The following is a 24,390-nucleotide window of genomic DNA, read 5'->3' as shown; positions in this document are numbered from 1 at the left end:
AATGTTAGATTTAATCATATTAGTGGTACTGTTAGCTGGAATTGGTGTCGGTGCAAAACGTGGTTTCATTGTACAAATGATGCACATTGTCAGCTTTATAGTAGCCCTAATTGTTGCGTATATTTATTATAAGCCATTAGCACAAAAATTTGTATTTTGGGTTCCGTATCCAGGAGTTACTGATACAGGTAGTCTTGGTGTCGTGATAGACAGTCTAGATTTAGACCGCACATTCTATCGTGTAATTGCTTTTGCGGTAATTTTCTTTGCCGTAAAAATAACATTGCAAATTGTGGCATCGATTTTTGATTTTATTGCTTATTTACCTGTACTGAACACAGTAAATCGTTGGCTTGGAGCGCTATTCGGCATGATTGAAAACTATTTAATTATGTTTATTTTGCTATATGTATGCGCACTGCTACCGATTGATAGCATACAAAATTTAATGTCGAAGTCATTGTTAAGTGGTCTTATTTTAGAGCATACACCGGTCATTACAAAGATGTTCCAAAACTGGTGGTATATTTATATGCAATAGTCAACTATGCACTTCTCTCTGTTTGGAGAGAAGTGTTTTTACGATAGGAGGAATTATTGGTGAATAAAAAAACCATTATTCGCACGCTCGAAAAAATTGCTCTGTATATGGAATTACAAGGTGAAAATCCATTCAAGGTATCCGCCTTTCGAAAAGCAGCTGCGGCACTTGAAGGAGACGAGCGTTCATTAAGTGAAATGGATGATGTGACAAAACTAAAAGGAATTGGCAAGGGGACAGCTGCTGTTATTGAGGATTTGATGGTAACAGGTGAGTCAAGTTTGCTTAAGGAACTAGAAGAGATTGTCCCTAAAGGGTTATTGCCATTGTTAAAGTTGCCAGGCTTAGGTGGAAAAAAGATAGCCAAGCTTCACCAAGAGCTAGGCATCGACTCAGCAGAAAGCTTAAAGGCGGCTTGTGAAGCGGGCAAAGTACGTGAATTAGCTGGCTTTGCTGCCAAAACAGAGGAGAAAATTTTAAAGGAACTTGCCAATTTAGCTAATCGCTCTGAGCGTCTACCCATTTGGCAGCTAGAGCCTGTGGTTTTACAAATAGAGGCCCTTCTAGATAGTATGGAGGAAGTGGAACGTTTTTCTGTAGCTGGAAGTTTCCGTCGTGCAGTGGAAACTAGTAAAGATATTGATTTTATTGTTGTAACAGAAGCGGTTGAGGCAGTCCGTGAACAATTATTAAATACATTAGCCATCCAAGAAGTCGTTGCAGCAGGAGATACAAAAATTTCGGTGATCTTGGACTTAGATGAGCCAGTAAGCGTTGATTTTCGCTTAGTGAAGGATACGGAATATGCGACTGCCTTGCATCATTTTACAGGTTCTAAGGACCATAATGTACGCATGCGCCAGCTTGCAAAAGCGCGAGGTGAAAAAATTAGTGAATATGGAGTGGAGCAGGAAGATGGAACTGTTCTAACATTTCAAGATGAAGCGGCATTTTTTGCTCATTTTGATTTACCTTGGATTCCACCAAGCTTGCGTACAGGGACAGTAGAATTTGACAAAACAGAGGATATCCAAAAATTGGTCCGACTAGAAGATATTAAGGCCGATTTGCATATGCATACGACATGGTCAGATGGTGCATACTCTGTTGCAGAAATGGGCCAGGCATTACTAGCGCGTGGCTATCAATATAGCGTTATTACGGATCACTCCCAATTTCTAAAAGTCGCAAATGGTTTAACACCAGAGCGTATAGAAAAACAGCGAGTGGAAATTGAGGCATTTAATGAAGCTCACCCAGAATTTCATTTATTTTCAGGGACAGAAATGGATATATTACCGGATGGTAGCTTAGATTTTGATGATCAAGTTTTGCGTGAATTAGATTTTGTAATTGCTTCTATACATTCAAGTTTTACACAAACACAGGAAAAAATTATGGCACGTCTACTGACAGCTATGCAAAATCCTTATGTCCATATGATTGCCCATCCTACAGGGCGAATTATTGAAGATCGTGATGGCTATAATCCTGATATGCAACAGTTAATTGCCTGGGCGAAGGAATATGGTAAAATTTTAGAGTTAAATGCTAATCCATATCGTCTTGATTTATGTGTTGAACATTTAGAGATGGCTTTAGCAGCAGGTGTGCCAATAGCGATTAATACGGATGCGCATGATACCGCACATCTACGTTTTATGGATATTGGAGTTCGCTATGCCAATAGAGCATGGATACCAAAAGATTTGATTGTGAATACATGGACGCGTGAACAATTTGAGGCGTTCATACGACTAAATAAATAGGTTGAGGAGGTGTTCTCAGTGATTGCAGAACGCGCATTGAAAACACTAGAATACGATAAAGTACGGCAACAAGTGGCTACCTATTGTACTTCTTCAATTGGGAAATCAGCCATCGAGGAGCTTGTACCACAGACTGACTTTGATAAAGTAGTACAACTATTAGAAGAAATGGACGAAGGTTTATCCATTTTACGTGTAAAAGGTAATGTACCGATGGGTGGAATATTTGATGTTCGACCATCTGCAAGACGTGCCCAAATAGGAGGCATGTTAGCGGCGATAGAGCTAATGGAAATTTCTAGTACAATTCGAGCTAGTAGAATTCTTCGCAATTTTATTGAGGATTTGGAAGCCGATGAAGTGATTGAAATTCCTCATTTTATCGCCAAAAAGGAAACAATGCCTGTATTAACGGGATTACAGCATGAAATTAATAACTGTATTGATGATAACGGAGCTGTTTTAGATTCGGCTAGTACAACTTTACGAACTATTCGCCAATCCTTACGCTCGGAGGAAGCAAAGGTACGCTCTAAATTGGAGAGCTTAATCCGTGGCAGTAATGCATCGAAAATGCTATCTGATACACTTGTTACAATTCGGAATGATCGCTTTGTTATTCCCGTTAAGCAAGAATATCGTCATCATTATGGTGGAATCGTTCATGACCAATCTTCTTCTGGACAAACCTTATTCATTGAGCCAGATTCTATTGTCCAAGCGAATAATGAAATTCATCGTTTGAAAATGAAAGAACAGGCTGAGGTTGAACGAATTTTACTAGCATTAAGCGCAATGGTGCAAGATGTAGCACCAGATTTATTTAACTTAGTAAAGGTATTAGGGGATATCGATGTCATTTTAGCTAAAGGCAAGTATGGCCAAGCCAATAAGTGTACAATGCCTAAAATGAATCAGGATGGCTATATCCGCCTTGTTCGTGCACGCCACCCACTATTACCAATAGATACAGCTGTGCCAAACGATATTGAGTTTGGGAAAGACATTACGGCAATAGTAATTACGGGTCCAAATACAGGTGGTAAAACGGTAACATTAAAAACAGTGGGCTTGTGTACATTAATGGCTCAAGCTGGGTTACCAGTACCAGCATTGGATGGATCTCAGCTTGCTGTGTTTAAACAATTGTTTGCTGATATTGGTGATGAGCAATCTATAGAGCAATCGCTTTCAACATTCTCATCTCATATGGTCAATATTGTCGACATCTTACAAAAATTTGATGATGAGTCACTTGTTCTTTTTGATGAGTTAGGAGCAGGTACAGACCCACAAGAAGGGGCAGCTTTAGCCATTTCTATTTTAGACGAGGTACATGGTCGTGGTGCACGTGTGATGGCAACGACTCACTACCCTGAGCTCAAAGCATACGGTTATAATCGACCTGGTGTTGCCAATGCTAGTGTAGAATTTGATATAGAAACATTGAGTCCTACCTATCGTCTACTAATTGGTGTTCCTGGACGTTCGAATGCATTTGAAATCTCTAGTCGCTTAGGGCTCCCTGAAACCATTATTGAGCGTGCTAAAGGCTTCACAGGAACAGATCGACATGAGGTTGAATCGATGATTGCTTCATTAGAGGAAACACGTCGTCAATCTGAAGATGATGCAGAGCGTTCCCATGCATTATTGTTAGAGTCAGAGAGCTTACGTAAAGAGCTGCAAGATAAATTACAAGCCTATGATGAGCGTAAAGAGGCACTTGATAAGAAAGCTAAAGAAAAAGCTCGTAAAATTGTAGAAGAAGCGAAACATGAAGCGGAAGGCATTATTGCTGAGCTGAGAGAAATGCGAAAAAATGCCGACCAAGTTGTTAAAGAGCATGAGCTAATTGAAGCGCGTAAGCGTTTGGAAGAAGCAACACCGCTTGACAATAATAAAGTACTAAAAAAAGCTGCACAAGTAAAAGCCCGTGCGCAAAACTTAGTTGTCGGGGACGAGGTAAAGGTGTTAAGCTATGGTCAAAGAGGTACTTTGTTAGAAAAAGTATCGAATACTGAATGGGTTGTCCAAATGGGAATTTTAAAAATGAAAATCTCTGATAGTGATTTGGAGTATATTAAACCTGAAAAAGAGCCTATTGTACGAACAGCTGGTGTAAAAAATCGAAATGGCCATGTGAAATTAGAATTGGATTTGCGTGGAGAGCGCTATGAAGATGCAATTTTAAGGACAGAAAAGTATATTGATGATGCATTACTTGCGAATTATGGTCGGGTATCTATTATCCATGGTGTTGGTACTGGGGCTTTACGCCAAGGTATTCAAAGCTATTTGAAAAACAATAAGCGTGTGAAATCCTTCCGTTTTGGTGAAGCCGGCGAAGGGGGCTTAGGCGTCACAGTTGTTGAATTGAAATAAGCTATAAAGGGGACGGAGAAAAATGCTGAATTCTGGCTTTTGGCGATATCCAATTATCGAAACGGCAGGATACTTTAGTGTTGTTGTGTTATGTTTAGTCGTGTCGATGGCATTGTTCGAAGTCGTGACGAAGTATAAAAATTGGGAAGAAATTAAAAAAGGTAATGTTGCTGTGGCACTTGCAACAGGCGGAAAAATACTAGGAATTTGTAATATTTTTCGTTTTTCTATTGCTCGTCATAGTACATTAAGTGAAATGATTGGCTGGGGTCTTTTTGGTTTTACGTTGTTAATTGTTGCCTATTTCTTATTTGAATTTATGACACCTCGTTTTAATGTTGATCAAGAGATTGCCAATGATAATCGCTCAGTTGGTTTCATTTCCTTTACCATTTCAGTTGGTCTATCGTTTGTAATTGGGGCAAGTATTGCATAGGAGTGTCATGACATGGAAAAATTAGCAAAGGTACTAATCATTGTCTGTATCGCATTTTTGGCAGTGGGCGTCTATTATATGATGACTATTTAAGCACATTAACGCATCCTTTTTAAAGGATGCGTTTTTTATTGAGCTTATAGCAGGTGGCTTCAACTAAACCTATTAAAGCCCTGATAGGAAAAATTGTTTTTCAAATATAGCAATATATAGGTTATTTCTAATCTGAAAAACGAGAGAATGAATGAGTATTCATCGTATCTACCCATACAAATCCTATTTAGAATTAGTCATAATAATGTTGTTAAATGCATAATAATTAATCGAAAATGCGTTTATTTTCTATTTTCTGTTTGAAAGTGCATTTCTTTTTCATTATAATAAAATTAAGAATTGACAAAGTTTGGGACAAAGGGGAGAGGACGTATGACAGTAAAACCATGGCTAGCAAATTATCCTGAAGAAGTACCATCGTCTTTAACGTTTGAGGAAATTCCAGTGCAAGAGTTTTTGACACGCGCCTATAAGAAGAATCCATCAAAAGTAGCGATTCATTTTATGGGGAAGGATTTGACGTACACCGAACTATATGAGTCTGCTTTAAGATTCGCAAACTATTTACAATCATTAGGTGTGGAAAAGGGAGACCGAGTGGCAATTATGTTACCTAACTCGCCTCAAAGTGTAATCGCTTACTACGGTGCCATGTATGCAGGTGCTGTTGTCGTACAAACAAATCCACTTTATACTGAACGTGAGCTTCAATATCAAATGGCAGATTCGGGTGCAAAAGTTATTCTTGTGATGGATATTTTGTACCCAAGAGTGATGAAAATTATAAAAGAAACCGCCCTAGAAAATGTCATTGTGACAGCCATCAAAGATTATTTACCATTCCCAAAAAATTTAGTCTATCCATTTATTCAAAAAAAGCAATATGGCTTTAGTGTCAAGGTTGAACATAGTGGACAAAATCATTTGTTTTCAGAAATAATGCGTTCTGCACCAATCAAGGTAATGGATCATATTCCTTTTGATTTTGAAGAAGACCTAGCATTACTACAATACACAGGTGGAACAACCGGATTCCCTAAAGGAGTCATGCTAACCCATAAAAATTTAATCGCCAATACGACAATGTGTGATGCATGGATGTATAAATGTGTGCACGGTGATGAGGTCATTATGGGTATCCTACCATTCTTCCACGTCTATGGTATGACAACTGTTATGCTTTTATCAGTCTTCACTCAAAATAAAATGGTGCTGTTACCGAAATTTGATGCTGAAACTGCATTAAAGACAATTGATAAGCAAAAGCCAACACTTTTCCCTGGTGCGCCAACCCTATACATCGGTTTATTAAATCATCCAGACATTGCTAATTACGATTTATCATCTATTAAGGCCTGCCTAAGTGGCTCTGCTTCATTGCCAATTGAAGTGCAAGAGAAGTTTGAAGAGGTAACAGGTGGAAAATTAGTAGAGGGTTATGGATTAACTGAAACATCACCAGTGACACATGCTACTCCAATTTGGGGCAAGCGGGTGATTGGCTCAATAGGATTACCTTGGCCAAATACAGAAGCGATTATTTTGCGGACAGGGGATACGGAAGAATTGCCAGTTGGTGAAGTTGGTGAAATTGCAGTTAAAGGACCACAAGTGATGAAGGGCTATTGGAATCGCCCAGAGGATACGGCCGCTACATTTACAGATGACTGGTTTTTAACAGGAGATCTTGGCTATATGGATGAGCAAGGCTATTTCTATGTAGTGGATCGTAAAAAAGATATGATTATTGCAGGGGGCTTTAATATATACCCTCGTGAGGTTGAAGAAGTGTTATACGAGCGTGAGGAAATTCAAGAATGCGTTGTAGCAGGTATACCTGATCCTTATCGAGGAGAAACGGTAAAAGCTTATATTGTTTTAAAAGAAGGATATTCGATTACAGAAGACGAATTAAATAAATATTGCCGTCAGCATCTAGCGTCATTTAAAGTTCCACGGTATTATGAATTTAAAGATGAGCTGCCAAAAACAGCCGTTGGGAAAATTTTGCGCCGTACATTAGTGGATGAAGAAAAAACAAAAATGGCGAATAAAGAAGCGAAATAAATACGTGGTAAAGTATTGACAAGCAATGATGTAAAATATAATATGAAAATATGAATGAATGACCATTCATATTTTCATATTTTTTTAGGTTCTCACGTCATACTTGATTATGTTGACGTGCGCATGTTTTTTAGGTGGTGATATAAAAGTGAAACGAGATAAGCCAAAATATAAACAAATTATTGATGCAGCTGTCATCGTTATTGCGGAAAATGGGTATCACCAAGCGCAAGTATCGAAAATCGCCAAACAGGCTGGGGTGGCCGATGGAACAATCTATTTATATTTTAAAAATAAAGAAGATATATTAATTTCTGTCTTTAATGAAAAAATGGCTGTTTTTGTAGAGTCATTACAAGATATAATAGAAAATGGGAATACGTCTAAAGACAAACTTTCCCGAATGATTGAAAATCATTTTAATGTTCTAGCGACAGATCGATACCTAGCAACCGTCACACAATTAGAGCTTCGCCAATCAAATAAAGACTTACGACTAAAAATTAATTCAGTATTACGTGAGTATTTACATTTACTTGATCAAATTTTAATCGAAGGTATGCTTTCAGGTGAGTTCAATCAAACGATGGATGTACGCTTGGCACGTCAAATGGTTTTTGGAACAATCGATGAAACTATTACGTCGTGGGTTATGAATGACTATCGATATGATTTGATGGAGCAGGTTCCGAAGGTTCAGGCATTAATCCTGAACGCCATTAAAGGTTAAAAGGATGTGGAGAAATGGAATTTCTAAGTTGGAAAGTGGAAGATGGGGTAGCAAATATTACAATTGCACGTCCACCAGCAAATGCATTATCTCGCGGTATTATTGCAGAAGTAAATTCTGTGCTAGATGCTGTAGAACATGATGATGCTGTAAGAGTCCTTGTACTTCATGGTGAAGGCCGTTTCTTCTCTGCAGGTGCAGATATTAAAGAATTTACTGGGGTAGAATCTGGAGAAGAGTTTACGAAGCTAGCTAGCAATGGACAGCAAGTATTTGAGCGTGTGGAATCATTCCCTAAGCCGATTATCGCAGCTATTCATGGTGCAGCATTAGGCGGTGGGCTTGAGCTAGCAATGAGCTGTCATATGCGCTTTGTGACGGAATCAGCGAAACTAGGTTTACCTGAGTTACAATTAGGCCTTATTCCTGGCTTCGGCGGTACGCAACGACTACCACGTTATGTTGGTGTAGCAAAGGCTGCTGAAATGATGTTTACGAGCGAACCGATTTCCGGTACAGAAGCTGTGCAATGGGGCTTAGCAAACCGTGCATTCTCAGAAGAGACACTGTTAGAGGAAACATTAAATATTGCAAAGAATATTGCCAAGAAGAGCCCAATTGCTTTGAAGGCAGCTATTCAAACCTTGCAATATGCAAAGCATGCTTCATTTTATGAAGGGATTGAAGCGGAAGCGAAATCCTTTGGCACAGTATTCATCACAGAAGATGCAAAAGAAGGAATTCAAGCATTCATTGAAAAGCGAGAGCCTATGTTTACTGGCAAATAAATTTCCCATATGTCGATAGTAACGAGCAAGGATGTTATCGATGTTATTGAAACTAAATATATATAATATTTATAAGTTTACTTAGAATTATAAAACGTTCCAGGAGGTATGGATATATGAATATTTTTGCATTAATTAAACGTACGTTTGATACAGAAGAAAAAATCGTTGTGTCGGGTGGTAAAATCCAAGAGGACGGCGCAGAATTCATTATTAACCCTTACGATGAATATGCCATCGAAGAAGCAATCCAAGTGCGTGACGCTGCTGGCGGTAAAGTGACGGTAGTAACAATTGGCGGCGAGGATGCTGAGAAGCAATTACGAACAGCGCTAGCAATGGGCGCTGATGAAGCAGTGCTTATCAATACGGAAGATGATTTAGATGAATTAGATCAAAATGCTGCTGCTTTTCTATTAGCAGAATACTTAAAAGATAAAGATGCTGATTTAATTTTAACAGGAAATGTTGCGATTGATGGTGGTTCTGGTCAAGTGGGTCCACGTGTTGCAGATTTATTAGATATTAATTATGTAACAACGATTACAAAGCTTGAGATTGATGGAACTTCTGCAAAAATTGTTCGTGATATAGAAGGAGATTCAGAAGTAATTGAAACTTCCTTACCGCTGTTAGTAACAGCTCAACAAGGTTTAAATGAGCCACGTTATCCATCTCTACCAGGTATTATGAAAGCGAAGAAGAAACCGCTTGCAGAGCTTGAATTAGATGATTTAGATATCGATGAAGATGACGTAGAAGTGAAGATTGAAACGGTTGATATCTTCTTACCAGCTCAAAAAGCAGCAGGCCGTGTTCTTGAAGGCGACCTTTCTGTACAAGTAAAAGAATTGGTAAATCTACTTCACACAGAAGCAAAAGTAGTTTAAAAAATCGAATCTTAAAGGGTAACGGAGGGAATATGCTATGTCAAAAAAAGTATTAGTATTAAGTGAAGTTCGTGAAGGAAGCTTACGTAATGTTTCTTTCGAAGCAATTGCAGCTGCAAAACAAATCGCTGATGGTGGCGAGGTTGTAGGGGTACTTTTAGGGGATGCTGTAGCAAATTTAACAGGTCCATTATTTGAATACGGTGCTGATCGAGTTGTAACGGTGGAACACCCACATTTAAAACAATATACATCTGATGGCTATAGTCAAGCACTACTAGCTGTTATTGAGCAAGAAAAGCCAGCTGGCATTGTCTTTGGCCATACGGCAAATGGGAAAGATTTATCGCCAAAAATTGCAAGTAAATTACAAGCAGGTTTAGTATCTGATGTTACTACAATTGAAGGCGCAGGCGATGATGTTGTATTCATCCGACCAATCTACTCGGGTAAAGCTTTTGAAAAGGTGAAAGTAAAAGACGGAATTGTATTAGCATCTATTCGTCCAAATAACATTGCACCTTTAGAAAAAGTTGATGGTAAAACAGGAGATGTTTCGGCAGTTACTGTAGAAATTACAAACCTTCGCACAATTATTAAAGAGGTTGTTCGTAAATCTTCAGAAGGTGTTGACTTATCAGAGGCAAAAGTAGTAGTTGCTGGTGGCCGTGGTGTAAAATCTGAAGAAGGATTTGAGCCACTAAAAGAGCTTGCAGATTTACTAGGTGGTGCAGTAGGAGCATCACGTGGTGCATGTGATGCTGAGTATTGTGACTATTCACTGCAAATTGGTCAAACTGGTAAGGTTGTAACGCCTGATCTTTATATTGCTGCTGGTATTTCAGGGGCTATTCAGCATTTAGCAGGAATGTCAAACTCTAAAGTCATTGTTGCTATCAATAAAGATCCTGAAGCAAATATTTTCAAAGTAGCCGATTATGGAATCGTTGGAGATTTATTTGAAGTAGTTCCGCTTCTAATTGAGGAATTTAAGGCTTTAAAAGTGAATGCATAAAGGTTATTGCAGGAAGGGATGAGCCTTCCTGCTTTTTTCATTTTCTAAGCAAGTAACTGCTATTTGAAAATTATCGCAAAATAAAATATTGACATAACTAACAGTTGCGATTATAGTGTTGAATAATCATTAAATTTACAATCATAATGTTTTTAAACGCAAAGATTAGGAGTAGTAAAAGCTCATTATTCGGTAAAGAGAGCTGCGGGTTGGTGCAACGCAGACCAATAAGACTTTGAACTTGCCTAGGAGTGGTAAGATAAATGGAATTGTCTGATTATTCTATTTGTTTGACGATTAACCTTCGTTACAAGGTTTTAAGTTGGGTTCATATTGAGCCAATTAGAGTGGTACCGCGGTTTGCTTATGGCATATCGTCTCTTCTTTCATTTGATGATGAAGGAACAGACGGTATGCCTTTTTTGATTTTTAGGAGGTAGGAAAGTGGAAAAGAACAATCAGCAACAATTAAAACGAACAATGACCTCGCGTCACATTACGATGATGGCATTAGGTGGTGCTATTGGCGCAGGATTATTTAAAGGAAGTAGTGCAGCCATCGATATGGCAGGTCCATCAGTGCTCATAGCCTATTTATTAGGGGGCATTATTTTACTATTTGTTATGCAAGGTCTTGCAGAAATGGCAGTCCGCAATAAAGAGGCAAGAACGTTTAGAGATTTAGTTGAATCCGTTTTAGGTAAATATCCAGCTTATTTTTTAGACTGGATTTATTGGAAGATGTGGGTATTAAATATTGCTGCCGAATCTGTAGTGGCCGCTATTTTTATTCAATATTGGCTGCCTGAATATCCAATTTGGATATTGGCGTTATCTGTCTCGGTGCTAGTGACAGCTATTAATCTGTTATCTGTGAAGATTTTTGCTGAAACGGAATATTGGCTAGCATTGATTAAAATTACAGTTATTATTGTATTTATTATTGCAGGACTCATTTTATTGCTTGTCTCATTTGGTCATCATAGTGCTGTAGGTTTCTCTAACTTAACTTCTCACGGTGGTTTTTTCCCAAATGGATCAATGGGATTGATTGCAGCTATGCTTGTGGTGATCTATTCCTATGGTGGAACGGAAATCATAGGGATTACATTAGCTGAAACAAAAAATCCTGAAAAGGTAGTCCCAAAAGCTGTGCGCAGTACATTAATCCGAATTGTTACTTTCTATTTACTGCCATTCTTTATTATTGTTAGTTTGATTCCTTGGAATGAAGTGAATGGAGTACCAGAAAGTCCATTTGTCATGGTATTTAAAATGATCGGAATTCCTGGCGCGGATCATATTATGAATGCTGTCGTTTTACTTGCCATTATTTCTTCGATGAATTCGGGCCTTTATGGTTCATCCCGTGTACTTTATACGCAAGCGGTAGACGGTCGTGTCCCTAAAATATTTGCTCAATTATCCAAAAGAAATGTTCCCGTATATGCGATTTTGATGTGTACTTTAGCATTGTATGTAGGTGTCATCTTTTCGTTATATGCTGGAAGCAAGACGTTTGATTTTCTAATGGGGTCACTTGGATATACTGTATTATTTATTTGGTTAATTATTGCAATAGCCCATTTAAAATCAAGAAAAAAACAGTCATCCAACTCAAGTGTGTATGAAGTGAAATGGTACCCTTATACTACTTGGATAGCGATTATTGCGTTGAGTACGATCTTAATTGGTATTATTTTTACCACTTCAATAATCGTGACAGGTATTACTTTAGCAATCTACATTTTCATTACGTTAACTTATTTATGGAAAGGCCGTCATCAATAGAATTAATCGATAGCATTTAATTTTTCAACACGGATTTTCATAAAAAATACATTACAGGCAGATTGTTCGCTCAAGTGAATTTATCCATGCTATACTACAATCATAGTAAGTTTAAGGAGGATTTCAAATGGCAATTGTACATGCAACAGATGCTACGTTCCAAAGCGATATTAAAGAAGGGTTAGTATTAGTGGACTTTTGGGCTGCTTGGTGCGGACCTTGTAAAATGATTGGGCCAGTTCTTGAAGAAATGGACGCTGCAGGTAGTGCGGCTAAAATTGTAAAAGTTGACGTAGATAATAACCAAGGTACTGCTGCTGAGTATCAAATCATGTCAATCCCATCATTATTATTATTTAAAGATGGAGAATTAGTTGACAAAACTGTAGGCTTCCAACCGAAAGAAGCTTTAGAAGCATTTATCGCAAAACATGCGTAATGAATGAAGTTCACAAAAGCCGGACCATCAATTGATGTGTTCGGCTTTTTTTCGTTATATAATAAGGAAAGATAAAAATGATTCATTGAGGGGAATCTTACGTAGGGGGCAGGTAGGTAATGAACGATTTAATCAAGCGTAAACTGGATATTCTACCAGACCAGCCTGGCTGCTATTTGATGAAAGATCGACAGGGGACAATTATATATGTCGGTAAAGCGAAGGTACTGAAAAATCGTGTTCGTTCTTATTTTACAGGAACACATGAAGGTAAAACGCAAAGACTTGTAAGCGAAATAGAAGATTTTGAGTATATCGTGACATCATCGAATATTGAAGCACTCATTTTAGAGCTGAATCTCATCAAACTGCATGATCCAAAATACAATGTCATGTTAACAGATGATAAGACGTATCCATATTTAAAAATTACGAATGAAAAACATCCTCGTCTAATTACGACACGTAAAGTAAAAAAGGATAAGGCTAAATATTTTGGACCGTATCCCAATGCCTATGCGGCAAGTGAAACAAAGAAGCTGTTGGACCGTTTATATCCACTACGAAAATGTGTGCAGCTACCTTCAAAAGTTTGTTTGTATTATCATATGGGTCAATGTATAGCACCTTGTGTGAAACAAATTGATGGTCATGTTTACCAGGAAATGATTGAGGATATGACGAAGTTTCTTAACGGCGGTGTGGAGGCAGTCAAAAAGGAGCTTGAAATAAAAATGCTTGCGGCTGCCGAAAACTTAGAGTTTGAACGAGCTAAGGAGTTTCGTGATCAAATCGCCCATATTGATACAGTTATGCAGAAGCAAAAAATAGTATCAAGTGACACTACTAACCGTGATATCTTTGGCTATGCTGTGGAAAAAGGATGGATGTGTGTTCAGGTTTTCTTCGTTCGGCAAGGTAAACTGATCGAGCGAGATGTTTCTATTTTCCCGATCTATCAAGACGCAGAGGAAGAGTTCCTAACATTTGTGGGACGGTTTTATGAAAAACCAGAACATATTAAGCCAAAAGAAGTTTTTATTCCACAAGCAATTGATGGTGCCATTTTAACGGAATTGTTAGGTATCAAAGTTCTTACGCCAAAACGAGGTCAAAAAAAGGAGTTGGTAGATTTAGCGACGAAAAATGCTGAAATTGCAGTGTCCGCTAAATTCCAACTTATTGAACGACAGGAAGAACGTACTATTGGTGCATGCGAGGCACTTGGTGATGCAATGGGCATAACGACACCATTACGAATTGAAGCTTTTGATAATAGTCATATGCATGGAACAGACGCCGTATCTGCAATGGTTGTTTTTATTGATGGCAAACCCGCCAAAAAGGAATATCGCAAATATAAAACCCGTACAGCAGCCAAGCATGATGATTATGGTGCTATGCAAGAGGTAATCCGTCGACGCTATATTCGTGTTTTGAAGGAAGGTCTTCCATTACCAGATTTAGTGCTAATTGATGGTGGTAAAGGTCAAATGGAAGTTGCGCGTGAAGTATTAGAGGATGAATTAGGACTAGTTATACCTATTGCTGGTTTAGCAAAGGATGACAAGCATAATACATCCCAGCTATTGTTTGGTGATCCGCCAGAGGTCATTGCCTTAAAACGTACAAGTGACGGTTTTTATTTATTACAACGAATACAAGATGAAGTCCATCGTTTTGCGATTACCTTCTTGCGTCAACAGCATGAAAAGCATGCTATACAGTCTGTTCTGGATCAAATCGAAGGTGTCGGTCCAAAACGAAAACAGCAGTTACTGAAACACTTTGGTTCCGTGAAGAAAATACGGGAGGCTAGTGAGCTAGCTTTACAGGAAGCTGGGATGCCAGCTAATTTAGCAAATCATATTTATGCCTATTTTCAGCAGGAGACATTGTCAAAGGAATAGACATATGCTAAGGTTGTAAATAACATTATGATCCAATGTTATTAGCCCACTTGCTATATGAGGGCGGAAAAATTTAATATAATCACTTTTAAGGTGATGATAGAGGTGCAAGATTCAAAAGTAGCGCAAAAGAGGATGAACAAATCCTAAGACATTGCGTGAAAGGGGACCTTGCCGAAGTACAGCATTGTTGTTTCCGCTGTTGTACTGGTTTTGCATTTAAAAAATGTAAGACTGTCGATTCTAAACGTTTCGGAGAGCTATCACACATGCGCAAGTTTCGTTATTGTACATGTTATAGGCAGCTTTCACGTTTTGTGAAGGCTGCCTTTTTAGTTTTCTAGAGGCTGTTTTACACCTCATTTTAGGTGAATTACATGACTGGAAAGGAGAACAAAAGAAATGTCTAGAATAGTAATGAAATTTGGAGGGGCTGCTTTAGCATCGCCCGAACAAATTCAAGAGGCTGCACGAAAAGCAATTGCTGAAAGAGATAGAGGATTCGATGTGGTAGTAGTAGTTGGTGCGATGAGACAAACGATACAGGATGTGAAAATGAGCGTACTTCATTTCACGGATGATGTGTCAAAACGTGAATTAGATGCAGTTGTATCTTCATGCTCTCAGTTATCAAGCTCCGTATTTGCCATTGCAATACAAGAAGCTGGCTATAATGCGGTGTCACTAACAGGCTGGCAGGCTGGCATTTCCACGGATCATATGCATAGTCATGCAAGGATCAATCATATCGATGTTAGCCGTATTGATGAACATTTGCTGCAAGGACAAATCGTCGTTATTGCTGGAGATCAAGGCATTGACAATGACCAAAATATAACAACGCTTGGGAAAGGTGGAACCGAAACGACAGCCGTTGCACTTGCTGTTGCATTAGATGCTGATCGGACAGACATTTACACGAATGTTGATGGTGTGTATACAGCAGATCCACGCTTTGTTGTAAAGGCACAAAAACTACAGGAAATTTCCTATGATGAAATGTTAGAGATAGCACATTTAGGATCACACATCATTCATCCACGTGCAGTGGAGTTAGCTAAAAAGTTCCAAATGCCAGTGATCATACGCTCTAGTTTAGTGGAGTCAGTAGGTACTTTATTGAAGGAGGAAGTAGAGATGGAGAAAAATTTAGTAGTGCGTGGTGTTGCCTTTGAATCAGATGTTATTCGTTTAACAATTGGGTATGATGCTTATTCACATGCTTCATTAGCGGATATATTTTCAACTCTTGCTGAAAATCGCATCAACGTGGATATCATTGTTCAAGCAATCATTGATGGATTAAAACCAACTGTGTCCTTTTCGATTTTGAAAGAAGAATTTGCAGAAGCTTTACGTGTTTTAGAGGATAGTAAAGTATCACTTGGCTTTAGCTTTGCTGATTTCGAAATTGGATTGGCGAAAGTTTCGATAGTTGGCTCCGGTATGGTTTCGAATCCAGGTGTCGCTGCTCGCATGTTCGATCGTTTACGTCGTGAGAATATCCCTGTGAAGATGGTGAGCACCTCAGAAATTAAAGTGTCTGTTGTAGTACCACAGGATGAAATGATTCGTGCAGCAAATGCATTGCATGATGAATTTAATTTAGAGCAGGCTCTTTACATATAATAATAGAAGAAACAGCATTTTCTGTAATTGCCCGAAATAAAAGGAAGGATTGTCATCCCGTTTATTGAATGGGGAGACAATCCTTTTTTGTTACTCTGTTGGAATCGTATGCATAATTCGTTCCTTCACGTCCCATTTGACTGTAAACATAACGTAATGTTGCTTTTCACGTTTTTCATCATAACATTCTGTTAAATAGCCTTTAGCTAGCTGAATCTGTTCAGCTATAAATCCTGCTTCAAGTCTGAAGCTGCGTTGTTTGATTTGCAAGATTTCAGGGTCGTTTGTCAACTGGAAAATACGTCCGTCCTTCGATTCTTTCATTAGCTCTAATGTACCCCAACAGGCATCTGCGAAAAATGCGATTAGTTCGTCTTGACTTTTACATGGAAACTTGCGCGCAAGCTCTTTACCTGCCCAATAAAGGACATCATCCTCATGTTTACCGAGTATAGAAGATAGAATATGATCGCGAATGATCTCATAACCAAAGGATGAGATTGTAGGAGATGGAGTGTTTAACATTGTTATCCTTCTTTCTTAGAATTTTCTTATAATTTAACGTTAATAAAGTAATGGTAGATTTTTCGAGAAAAAACGACGCATTATGCACTAGATTAGTTCTTTAATAAGCTCTATGAAAAACTCCGAGTTGCCTTGACGCTCGTAGCTCTTGAGAGTACAATAAACATGTCATAATATTGTACCATGATGAAATACACAGTCAATGAAGTATCATTTACAAAATGATGACTTCTTTTGTTGTGCTATTTTAAGTACTAAGGGGGGTAACAGTCTTGTCGAAAGATCGAGAGTTTTTATGGCGTCGCTTACATTCTCTACTTGGGATCATTCCAGTAGGTCTGTTTTTAACGATGCACCTGTTCATTAACTTTACAGCAACAGGCGGGGCAGATAGTTATAACGATGCTACCGCAGTAATGGAAAAGATTCCATTCCTTATCCTAGTTGAATGGATTGTCATCTATATTCCATTGATGTTCCATGCATTTTATGGAGTGTTCATTGCATTCACTGCTTCACCAAACACAGGACGTTTCAGCACATACCGTAACTGGATGTTCTCATTACAACGTTTCACTGGTGTATTCCTAGTGATTTTCATTGCATGGCATATTTTCCAAACTCGTATTCAAAAAGCACTTGGAACACACGTTGATTACGACATGATGGCGAATATTGTTGCTAATCCATTCATGCTTGGGTTCTACATTGTTGGTATTTTATCAGCAACTTTCCACTTATCTAACGGTTTATGGGCATTCCTAGTAAGCTGGGGTATTGTACAATCTCCTCAGTCTCAAAAGATTGCTACTTACGTAACAAACATCATTTTCGTAATTCTAAGTGTAGTTGGTGTGGCTGCTATTTTAGCTTTCGTATAATTCAATAGAGCTACGATAGAGCACATGCAATCATTGCAATTTTTTAAGAGGAGTGAGAAATAATCATGGCGAAAAGCAAAGTAATTGTTGTCGGCGGTGGTCTTGCCGGTCTGATGGCAACGATTAAAGCAGCTGAAGTTGGTACTGAAGTTGATTTATTCTCATTAGTTCCTGTAAAACGCTCACACTCTGTTTGTGCGCAGGGCGGAATTAATGGTGCAGTAAATACAAAAGGTGAAGGGGATTCTCCATGGATCCACTTTGATGATACAGTATATGGTGGGGACTTCTTAGCGAACCAACCACCAGTTAAGGGTATGTGTGATGCAGCACCTGGCATTATCCATTTAATGGACCGTATGGGTGTTATGTTCAACCGTACACCAGAAGGATTATTAGATTTCCGTCGTTTTGGCGGTACTTTAATGCACCGTACAGCTTTCTCTGGTGCAACAACTGGTCAACAATTACTATATGCGCTTGATGAGCAAGTTCGTTCTCATGAAGTAGCTGGTTTAGTAAATAAATATGAGCACTGGGAATTCCTTGGTGTTATTATCGATGAAGACGGCGTGTGCCGTGGTATCGTAGCGCAAGATATGCGTACAGAAGAAATTAAATCATTCCGTGCAGACGCTGTTATTATGGCGACTGGTGGCCCTGGTATTATTTTCGGTAAAACAACAAACTCTGTTATTAACACAGGTTCTGCTGCTTCTATCGTTTACCAACAAGGTGCTTCATATGCGAATGGTGAGTTCATCCAAATTCACCCTACAGCGATTCCTGGAGATGACAAAAACCGTCTAATGTCAGAATCAGCTCGTGGTGAAGGTGGTCGTATTTGGACTTATAAAGACGGTAAACCTTGGTACTTCTTAGAAGAAAAATACCCAGCTTACGGTAACTTAGTGCCACGTGATATTGCAACACGTGAAATTTTCGACGTTTGTGTAAACCAAAAACTTGGTATCAATGGCGAGAACATGGTATACCTAGATCTTTCTCATAAAGATCCACATGAGTTGGACGTTAAACTTGGTGGAATCATCGAAATCTACGAAAAATTCGTAGGAGATGACCCACGTAAATTACCTATGAAAATTTTCCCAGCAGTTCACTATTCAATGGGTGGATTATGGGTTGACTACAACCAAATGACTGAAATTCCTGGTCTATTTGCAGCAGGTGAATGTGATTACTCTCAACACGGCGCAAACCGTCTTGGTGCGAACTCATTATTATCTGCTATCTATGGCGGTATGGTTGCAGGACCAAACGCAGTAGATTATGTAAAACATCTTAAAAAGCATGCAGAAGATATTCCACAAGAGATTTACGATGCTCGCGTAACAGAAGAACAAGCGAAATGGGATGCTATCATGAAAATGGAAGGCACAGAAAACGCTTACTTACTGCATAAAGAGCTTGGTGAAATGATGACTGCTACAATGACTGTAGTACGTTACAATGATCAGCTTGAAGATACATTGAAAAAACTTGATGACCTTACTGAGCGTTGGAACAACATCAACATCAACGATACGCAAAAATGGAGTAATCAAGGCGCTCACTTTACACGTCAGCTTAAAAATATGTTAGTGCTTGCGAAAGTAATGACAAAAGGTGCATTATTACGTAATGAATCTCGTGGTGCGCACTATAAACCTGATTTCCCTAACCGTGATGACGAGCAATTCTTGAAAACAACAATGGCGAAGTTTGACCCAACTACTGGTAATCCAATCATCACGTACCAAGAAGTCGACGTTTCTTTAATCCCACCACGTAAACGCGACTACTCTGCGAAAGGAGACTAAAAGTTATGCAAATCGCAGCTAATACTGGAAGAATGGTTAAAGTTGAAATCTTACGTCAAGATACACAGGGCGGAAATAGCTACTGGCAAAAATTCCAAGTGCCTTACCGTCATGGTATGAACGTAATTTCTATTTTAATGGAAATTCAAAAAAATCCTGTTACTGAAAATGGTGAAAATACTTCGCCAGTATCATGGGATATGAACTGTTTAGAAGAAGTTTGTGGTGCATGTTCAATGGTTATTAATGGCCGTCCACGTCAATCATGTTCAACACTTGTTGACCAATTGACTGAGCCAATTAAATTAGAGCCAATGAAAACATTCCCTGTTATTCGTGACTTACAAGTTGACCGTGAACGTATGTTCAACGCGCTTAAAAAAGTGAAAGCATGGGTACCGATCGATGGTACTTATGATTTAGGTGAAGGTCCACGTATGCCAGAAGGTAAACGTCAATGGGCTTATGAATTATCTAAATGTATGACTTGTGGTGTATGTATGGAAGCATGTCCAAACGTGTCTGAAAAAGCTTCATTCATCGGGCCAGCTCCATTATCACAAGTACGTCTTTTCAACACTCACCCAACTGGTGCAATGATTAAAGATGAACGTTTAAATGCTATTATGGGCGATGGTGGCCTTGCAAACTGTGGTAACTCTCAAAACTGTGTTGCTGCATGTCCAAAAGGTATTCCTTTAACAACATCAATCGCTTCATTAAACCGTGCTACTACAGTGCAAATGTTCCGTAACTTCTTCGGTTCTGACCACTTCGTAGACTAATCGGACAAGCTGACTCCCTTACACTTAGTGTGAGGGAGTTTTTTATTGTGATATAAACATAGTTAGCATAGTTCAAGGAAAAACCATACTATAGAAAGAAAAGAGATGTAGCAATAAAATAAGGGAATTTTGGTTTTTCCTATGATAATATAGCATTTTCTTTTATAATGAATTTGTATTCATTGTTTATGGGCTGTCTGAACCAAACTAAAAAAGATGGCCAATTAATTATAGGGGATGGTGCTAATATGAAAGCAAGTTATATTGAAGACTTCCAAGAGTGGGAAAAGGGTTTTTCCTTTTATAGTGAGGCACGAGTACGATTTTCAGAAACAGATATGTATGGACATATGAATAATACGGTAAGCTTTACATATTTTGAACAGGCAAGAATTGATTATTTCCGACATGTAGGTATTTTAATGCCATCTGTAGCTGATGAGAATGTAAAGAGTATACCGATTGTAGCAGATTTACAATGTGATTATGTAAAGCAGGTTTTCTTTGATGACGTGCTACGAATTTACACTAAAATAGCGAAAGTTGGAAGTTCATCAATGGATATTCATTATTTAGCAAAAAATCAAAGGGATGAAGTGTGCTTCACAGGTCGAGGAACAATTGTGCAAATGGACCCTCGAACAGGTAAAAGTGTACCGATTTCTAAAGAAGAAAGAGCACACTTGATTAGTTTGGAAATTATCCCTCATTAAGTGAGTAGGGCTATTGCATAAATAATTATGAGAATAGTAGGAATTATGTTTTACATAAAATTTATGAAAATGTCGAAGCAATTTCCGAAATTTTTAAGGAAACATGTAATAATCATGCAAATAGCCGTCACCGCTTCAAGCCCCTTAACATAAGTTACAATACGTGCGGGGGAGGAGGGTGTAACTGAATGAATGGCTCTCATCATCGTTCTCTATTAACGAACCGAGAACGTGAAATATTTGCGCTTTTATTAGCTGAAAAAACAACGAGAGATATTGCAGAGCAGCTTGGTATTAGTGAAAAAACAGTGCGAAATCACATTTCCAATACAATTCAAAAGCTAGGTGTAACAAATCGATCTCAGGCGTTAATTGAGCTGTTACGCTTAGAAGAATTTAAATTAGACTAATGGACACTTGCTATTTCGTGAAAAAAACGACAAAATAGAACTATTCAACGTATTTTTAGGAGTGAAATAGTTATATGTCGGATGAAGTAACAAAACACTCACCTGAAACCGTTGCAACGGTTGAAAAGGAATTACGCTATATAGCGGCCATCGTGAAGCAAAAGGGAAGAGAAATTGTTTCCGACTATGCGATTACGCCGCCACAATTTGTTGCATTACAGTGGTTAGAAGAGCTTGGTGATATTACAATTGGCGAATTATCAAACCGTTTATATTTAGCTTTTAGCACGACAACAGATTTAGTGGACCGGATGGAGAAAAATGAATTAGTCAAGCGTATGCGTGATGAAAATGACCGCCGTGTCGTTGTTGTTCATCTTCTCGAAAAGGGCGAACGTATTATTCAAGAGGTTATAGAAAAAAGACAGCAATATTTGCAAGAGATGCTTGTAGGATTTGATGAGCAAGAAGTCGCGCAATTATCAAGCTACCTAGAAAAACTACATGTACACATGAAACAGGATTGAGGCGGAAAGTATGAATGCCCCGATAGGCGTTATTGATTCAGGAGTAGGCGGGTTAACCGTAGCAAAAGAAATTATGAAGCGATTGCCAAACGAAACGATTTATTATATTGGCGATACAGCAAGATGTCCATATGGTCCAAGAAGCCGTCAGGAAGTACGGAACTTCACTTGGCAAATGGCGAAAGCGCTAGAAAAAATGAATGTTAAGATGCTCGTTATTGCTTGTAATACAGCGACTGCAGTAGCACTCGAAAGTTTACAAAGAAATATGCCTTTTCCGGTACTAGGCGTTATAAATGCTGGCGCACGTGCAGCTGTAAAGAAAACGAAGCGACATGAAGTCGTTGTGCTTGCAACAGAAGGAACAATTAAAAGTGGTGCATATGAAGAGGCCTTACTGTCACTTAATACGTCAACACATATTATTCCACTAGCCTGTCCAACTTTCGTTCCACTTGTAGAAAGTGGCGAATATAAAGGTGAATTTGCGACGAAGTTAATAGCAGAAGGCTTAAAGCCGTTGAAAAATCAACAATTTGATACGGTTATTTTAGGGTGTACACATTACCCTATTCTACAAAAACAAATTGAAGCTGTCGTAGGAGATGAAGTGAATGTTTTATCTTCTGCGGAAGAAACAGCAAAGGATGTTCAAGAAATGCTAGCTTATAATGGCACTTTAGCAAATGCAAATACAGTGCCTGCTCATAAATTTTTTGCAACTGGTTCTGTTCCAATTTTCCGTTCAATCGCTGAAAATTGGTTGGAGCAAGGTACTCTCGACATAAAACGCATTACATTAAAATAAAAAATCAGCTTAGCAATGGGCTAGGCTGATTTTTGCCGTTTTCAGCATTTTACATAATCATTGAGTACTTTTTTGAAGAAATAAATTATGATAAGATGAGGGCGCGAAAGTTTTTAGGAGGAACAATAAATATGACAAGATTTGATGGAAGAATGGCAGATGAACTGCGACCTGTAAAAATGGATGGGGAGTATTTATTACACCCAGAGGGCTCGGTCTTAATTCAAGTAGGAAATACAAAAGTAATTTGTACAGCAACAATCGAAGACAAAGTGCCTGGCTTTTTACGCGGGCAAGGGAAAGGCTGGATCACAGCTGAATATTCGATGCTACCTCGTGCAACAGCTCAACGTACACCGCGTGAATCATCTCGTGGGAAGGTCAATGGACGTACAATGGAGATTCAACGCCTAATTGGGCGTGCATTACGTGCTGTGGTCGATTTAGAGGCTCTTGGAGAGCGTACGGTATGGATCGATTGTGATGTGATTCAAGCAGATGGTGGCACTCGTACAGCCTCTATTACGGGAGCATTTGTTGCGATGACACAGGCAATTGCTAAATTTGCGGAAGAAAAGCCGTTCGTCAAGTTTCCTGTAACCGATTTTTTAGCGGCAACTAGTGTAGGGATTGTGGAAGAACAGGGTGCTGTTTTAGATTTAAATTATGTAGAAGATGTGGCTGCTGCTGTTGATATGAATATTGTTATGACAGGTGCAGGTCGCTTTGTGGAATTACAAGGTACTGGCGAGGAAGCAACATTCTCTCGTGAAGAATTGAATGATTTATTAGCACTAGGTGAAAAAGGCATCCAGCAATTAGTTGAGCTCCAAAAAACAGCGCTTGCTGAACAAGCAAACATGGTCGGAGGGAAATAATATGAAACAGGTAGTGATCGCAACAAAAAATAAAGGAAAAGCCAAAGATTTCGAAGCATTATTTGGCCCACTTGGTTATGAAGTTGTCACAATGTTTGAAGTAGCTCCAGACATGGAAATAGAAGAAACAGGTACAACATTTGAAGAAAATGCAATCTTAAAGGCAGAAGCCCTAGCGAAAAATCTTGGTACCATTGTGATTGCTGATGATAGTGGTTTAGCAGTAGATGCATTAAATGGTGAGCCAGGGGTCTACTCTGCACGTTATGCTGGTGATCATGATGATGAAGCTAATATGGTGAAGCTGCTAGAAAACCTACAAGGTGTTGAAGATGGCAAACGTACCGCTCGATTCTGCTGCTGTATTGCTATTGCGGGTCCAGATTTTGAAACGACGACTGTATTTGGTACTTGTGAGGGCGTGATTGCACATGAGAAACGTGGTACGAATGGCTTTGGCTATGATCCAATCTTCTTTGTTCCAAGTCTAAATCGTATGATGGCTGAGCTTTCGCCAGAAGAAAAAGGTGCTATTTCTCACCGAGGTAATGCTATTCGTAAGTTGAAGGAGCAATTGCCGAATCTTATTAAATAAGAGG

Annotated in this window: 23 protein-coding genes, 1 riboswitch and 1 other annotated feature; of the genes, 22 read left to right on the top strand and 1 reads right to left on the bottom strand. The window is 38.8% G+C overall.

Features of this window, described 5'->3' with window-relative positions; translation table 11 throughout:
- Position 1: 1 nt before the first annotated feature.
- From MKY80_RS16810 to MKY80_RS16750, 13 genes are all read left to right on the top strand, one after another.
- On the top strand, positions 2-541 hold the full coding sequence (locus tag MKY80_RS16810; protein WP_012295574.1) for a CvpA family protein: 540 nt from the start codon (positions 2-4) through the stop codon (positions 539-541).
- A gap of 59 nt (positions 542-600) precedes the next feature.
- The gene (gene polX, locus MKY80_RS16805; RefSeq protein ID WP_342530345.1) at positions 601-2,310 is read left to right on the top strand and encodes a DNA polymerase/3'-5' exonuclease PolX; all 1,710 of its coding nucleotides are present in this window, start codon (positions 601-603) and stop codon (positions 2,308-2,310) included.
- An 18-nt stretch (positions 2,311-2,328) separates the two neighbouring features.
- Positions 2,329-4,695, top strand: coding sequence for an endonuclease MutS2 (locus tag MKY80_RS16800; RefSeq protein ID WP_008179182.1), 2,367 nt, complete (start codon positions 2,329-2,331; stop codon positions 4,693-4,695).
- A 22-nt stretch (positions 4,696-4,717) separates the two neighbouring features.
- The gene (locus MKY80_RS16795; RefSeq protein WP_008179180.1) at positions 4,718-5,131 is read left to right on the top strand and encodes a DUF350 domain-containing protein; all 414 of its coding nucleotides are present in this window, start codon (positions 4,718-4,720) and stop codon (positions 5,129-5,131) included.
- 426 nt (positions 5,132-5,557) lie between these two features.
- Positions 5,558-7,252, top strand: coding sequence for a long-chain-fatty-acid--CoA ligase (locus MKY80_RS16790; RefSeq protein ID WP_342530342.1), 1,695 nt, complete (start codon positions 5,558-5,560; stop codon positions 7,250-7,252).
- Between the two features lie 148 nt (positions 7,253-7,400).
- Complete coding sequence (locus MKY80_RS16785; RefSeq protein ID WP_025114529.1) at positions 7,401-7,982, top strand: TetR/AcrR family transcriptional regulator; 582 nt, start codon at positions 7,401-7,403, stop codon at positions 7,980-7,982.
- Between the two features lie 14 nt (positions 7,983-7,996).
- On the top strand, positions 7,997-8,770 hold the full coding sequence (locus MKY80_RS16780; protein ID WP_008179175.1) for an enoyl-CoA hydratase: 774 nt from the start codon (positions 7,997-7,999) through the stop codon (positions 8,768-8,770).
- Positions 8,771-8,886: 116 nt separating this feature from the next.
- On the top strand, positions 8,887-9,660 hold the full coding sequence (locus tag MKY80_RS16775) for an electron transfer flavoprotein subunit beta/FixA family protein (RefSeq protein WP_008179174.1): 774 nt from the start codon (positions 8,887-8,889) through the stop codon (positions 9,658-9,660).
- Positions 9,661-9,697: 37 nt separating this feature from the next.
- Complete coding sequence (locus MKY80_RS16770) at positions 9,698-10,675, top strand: electron transfer flavoprotein subunit alpha/FixB family protein (protein ID WP_008179173.1); 978 nt, start codon at positions 9,698-9,700, stop codon at positions 10,673-10,675.
- A gap of 152 nt (positions 10,676-10,827) precedes the next feature.
- Positions 10,828-11,060: a binding site (T-box leader), on the top strand.
- A gap of 95 nt (positions 11,061-11,155) precedes the next feature.
- Positions 11,156-12,466: an amino acid permease gene (locus MKY80_RS16765; RefSeq protein WP_043990579.1), complete on the top strand. Its 1,311-nt coding sequence runs from the start codon at positions 11,156-11,158 to the stop codon at positions 12,464-12,466.
- Between the two features lie 127 nt (positions 12,467-12,593).
- Positions 12,594-12,905, top strand: a complete 312-nt coding sequence (gene trxA, locus MKY80_RS16760) for a thioredoxin (protein WP_008179170.1) — start codon at positions 12,594-12,596, stop codon at positions 12,903-12,905.
- 119 nt (positions 12,906-13,024) lie between these two features.
- Positions 13,025-14,815: an excinuclease ABC subunit UvrC gene (gene uvrC / locus MKY80_RS16755; RefSeq protein ID WP_008179169.1), complete on the top strand. Its 1,791-nt coding sequence runs from the start codon at positions 13,025-13,027 to the stop codon at positions 14,813-14,815.
- Between the two features lie 92 nt (positions 14,816-14,907).
- Positions 14,908-15,086: riboswitch (Lysine riboswitch) on the top strand.
- A 131-nt stretch (positions 15,087-15,217) separates the two neighbouring features.
- On the top strand, positions 15,218-16,444 hold the full coding sequence (locus MKY80_RS16750; protein ID WP_096365032.1) for an aspartate kinase: 1,227 nt from the start codon (positions 15,218-15,220) through the stop codon (positions 16,442-16,444).
- A 90-nt stretch (positions 16,445-16,534) separates the two neighbouring features.
- Here MKY80_RS16750 and MKY80_RS16745 read toward each other — a convergent pair whose 3' ends face one another.
- A complete protein-coding gene (locus tag MKY80_RS16745) occupies positions 16,535-16,969 on the bottom strand; it encodes a YslB family protein (RefSeq protein WP_008179166.1) in 435 nt (144 codons plus the stop codon).
- Positions 16,970-17,241: 272 nt separating this feature from the next.
- Between MKY80_RS16745 and MKY80_RS16740 the strand changes: the two genes are divergently transcribed.
- From MKY80_RS16740 to MKY80_RS16700, 9 genes are all read left to right on the top strand, one after another.
- A complete protein-coding gene (locus tag MKY80_RS16740) occupies positions 17,242-17,850 on the top strand; it encodes a succinate dehydrogenase cytochrome b558 subunit (protein WP_008179164.1) in 609 nt (202 codons plus the stop codon).
- Between the two features lie 65 nt (positions 17,851-17,915).
- Positions 17,916-19,670, top strand: a complete 1,755-nt coding sequence (gene sdhA / locus MKY80_RS16735) for a succinate dehydrogenase flavoprotein subunit (protein ID WP_008179162.1) — start codon at positions 17,916-17,918, stop codon at positions 19,668-19,670.
- A 5-nt stretch (positions 19,671-19,675) separates the two neighbouring features.
- Entirely contained in the window at positions 19,676-20,455 is a 780-nt protein-coding gene (sdhB, locus tag MKY80_RS16730; protein WP_008179159.1) for a succinate dehydrogenase iron-sulfur subunit, read from the top strand.
- Between the two features lie 248 nt (positions 20,456-20,703).
- On the top strand, positions 20,704-21,168 hold the full coding sequence (locus tag MKY80_RS16725; protein ID WP_008179157.1) for a thioesterase family protein: 465 nt from the start codon (positions 20,704-20,706) through the stop codon (positions 21,166-21,168).
- Between the two features lie 188 nt (positions 21,169-21,356).
- Positions 21,357-21,578, top strand: a complete 222-nt coding sequence (locus MKY80_RS16720; RefSeq protein ID WP_004226437.1) for a LuxR C-terminal-related transcriptional regulator — start codon at positions 21,357-21,359, stop codon at positions 21,576-21,578.
- 74 nt (positions 21,579-21,652) lie between these two features.
- Entirely contained in the window at positions 21,653-22,105 is a 453-nt protein-coding gene (locus MKY80_RS16715) for a MarR family transcriptional regulator (protein ID WP_008179154.1), read from the top strand.
- A gap of 10 nt (positions 22,106-22,115) precedes the next feature.
- Positions 22,116-22,913 carry a glutamate racemase gene (racE, locus tag MKY80_RS16710; RefSeq protein WP_008179152.1) on the top strand — a complete coding sequence of 266 codons (798 nt, stop codon included), beginning with the start codon at positions 22,116-22,118 and terminating at the stop codon, positions 22,911-22,913.
- Positions 22,914-23,044: 131 nt separating this feature from the next.
- A complete protein-coding gene (rph, locus tag MKY80_RS16705; protein ID WP_025114540.1) occupies positions 23,045-23,791 on the top strand; it encodes a ribonuclease PH in 747 nt (248 codons plus the stop codon).
- A 1-nt stretch (position 23,792) separates the two neighbouring features.
- Positions 23,793-24,386, top strand: a complete 594-nt coding sequence (locus MKY80_RS16700; protein ID WP_089985737.1) for an XTP/dITP diphosphatase — start codon at positions 23,793-23,795, stop codon at positions 24,384-24,386.
- Positions 24,387-24,390: the final 4 nt, after the last annotated feature.

It is taken from the genome of Lysinibacillus sp. FSL R5-0849 (genome assembly GCF_038595075.1).
Classification (GTDB): Bacteria; Bacillota; Bacilli; order Bacillales_A; family Planococcaceae; genus Lysinibacillus; species Lysinibacillus fusiformis.
This window is presented reverse-complemented; position numbering and strand designations above follow the sequence as displayed.

Excerpts from the sequence above, each read along its gene's own strand:
- MKY80_RS16745 (WP_008179166.1), bottom strand. The coding sequence starts at position 16,969 with ATGTTAAACACTCCATCTCCTACAATCTCATCCTTTGGTTATGAGATC.
- MKY80_RS16725 (WP_008179157.1), top strand. The coding sequence starts at position 20,704 with ATGAAAGCAAGTTATATTGAAGACTTCCAAGAGTGGGAAAAGGGTTTT.
- racE (WP_008179152.1), top strand. The coding sequence starts at position 22,116 with ATGAATGCCCCGATAGGCGTTATTGATTCAGGAGTAGGCGGGTTAACC.
- MKY80_RS16765 (WP_043990579.1), top strand. The coding sequence starts at position 11,156 with ATGACCTCGCGTCACATTACGATGATGGCATTAGGTGGTGCTATTGGC.
- MKY80_RS16795 (WP_008179180.1), top strand. The coding sequence starts at position 4,718 with ATGCTGAATTCTGGCTTTTGGCGATATCCAATTATCGAAACGGCAGGA.
- MKY80_RS16810 (WP_012295574.1), top strand. The coding sequence starts at position 2 with ATGTTAGATTTAATCATATTAGTGGTACTGTTAGCTGGAATTGGTGTC.
- MKY80_RS16720 (WP_004226437.1), top strand. The coding sequence starts at position 21,357 with ATGAATGGCTCTCATCATCGTTCTCTATTAACGAACCGAGAACGTGAA.
- MKY80_RS16750 (WP_096365032.1), top strand. The coding sequence starts at position 15,218 with ATGTCTAGAATAGTAATGAAATTTGGAGGGGCTGCTTTAGCATCGCCC.
- MKY80_RS16715 (WP_008179154.1), top strand. The coding sequence starts at position 21,653 with ATGTCGGATGAAGTAACAAAACACTCACCTGAAACCGTTGCAACGGTT.
- MKY80_RS16700 (WP_089985737.1), top strand. The coding sequence starts at position 23,793 with ATGAAACAGGTAGTGATCGCAACAAAAAATAAAGGAAAAGCCAAAGAT.
- MKY80_RS16770 (WP_008179173.1), top strand. The coding sequence starts at position 9,698 with ATGTCAAAAAAAGTATTAGTATTAAGTGAAGTTCGTGAAGGAAGCTTA.
- rph (WP_025114540.1), top strand. The coding sequence starts at position 23,045 with ATGACAAGATTTGATGGAAGAATGGCAGATGAACTGCGACCTGTAAAA.
- uvrC (WP_008179169.1), top strand. The coding sequence starts at position 13,025 with ATGAACGATTTAATCAAGCGTAAACTGGATATTCTACCAGACCAGCCT.
- MKY80_RS16775 (WP_008179174.1), top strand. The coding sequence starts at position 8,887 with ATGAATATTTTTGCATTAATTAAACGTACGTTTGATACAGAAGAAAAA.
- sdhA (WP_008179162.1), top strand. The coding sequence starts at position 17,916 with ATGGCGAAAAGCAAAGTAATTGTTGTCGGCGGTGGTCTTGCCGGTCTG.
- trxA (WP_008179170.1), top strand. The coding sequence starts at position 12,594 with ATGGCAATTGTACATGCAACAGATGCTACGTTCCAAAGCGATATTAAA.
- MKY80_RS16790 (WP_342530342.1), top strand. The coding sequence starts at position 5,558 with ATGACAGTAAAACCATGGCTAGCAAATTATCCTGAAGAAGTACCATCG.
- MKY80_RS16780 (WP_008179175.1), top strand. The coding sequence starts at position 7,997 with ATGGAATTTCTAAGTTGGAAAGTGGAAGATGGGGTAGCAAATATTACA.
- sdhB (WP_008179159.1), top strand. The coding sequence starts at position 19,676 with ATGCAAATCGCAGCTAATACTGGAAGAATGGTTAAAGTTGAAATCTTA.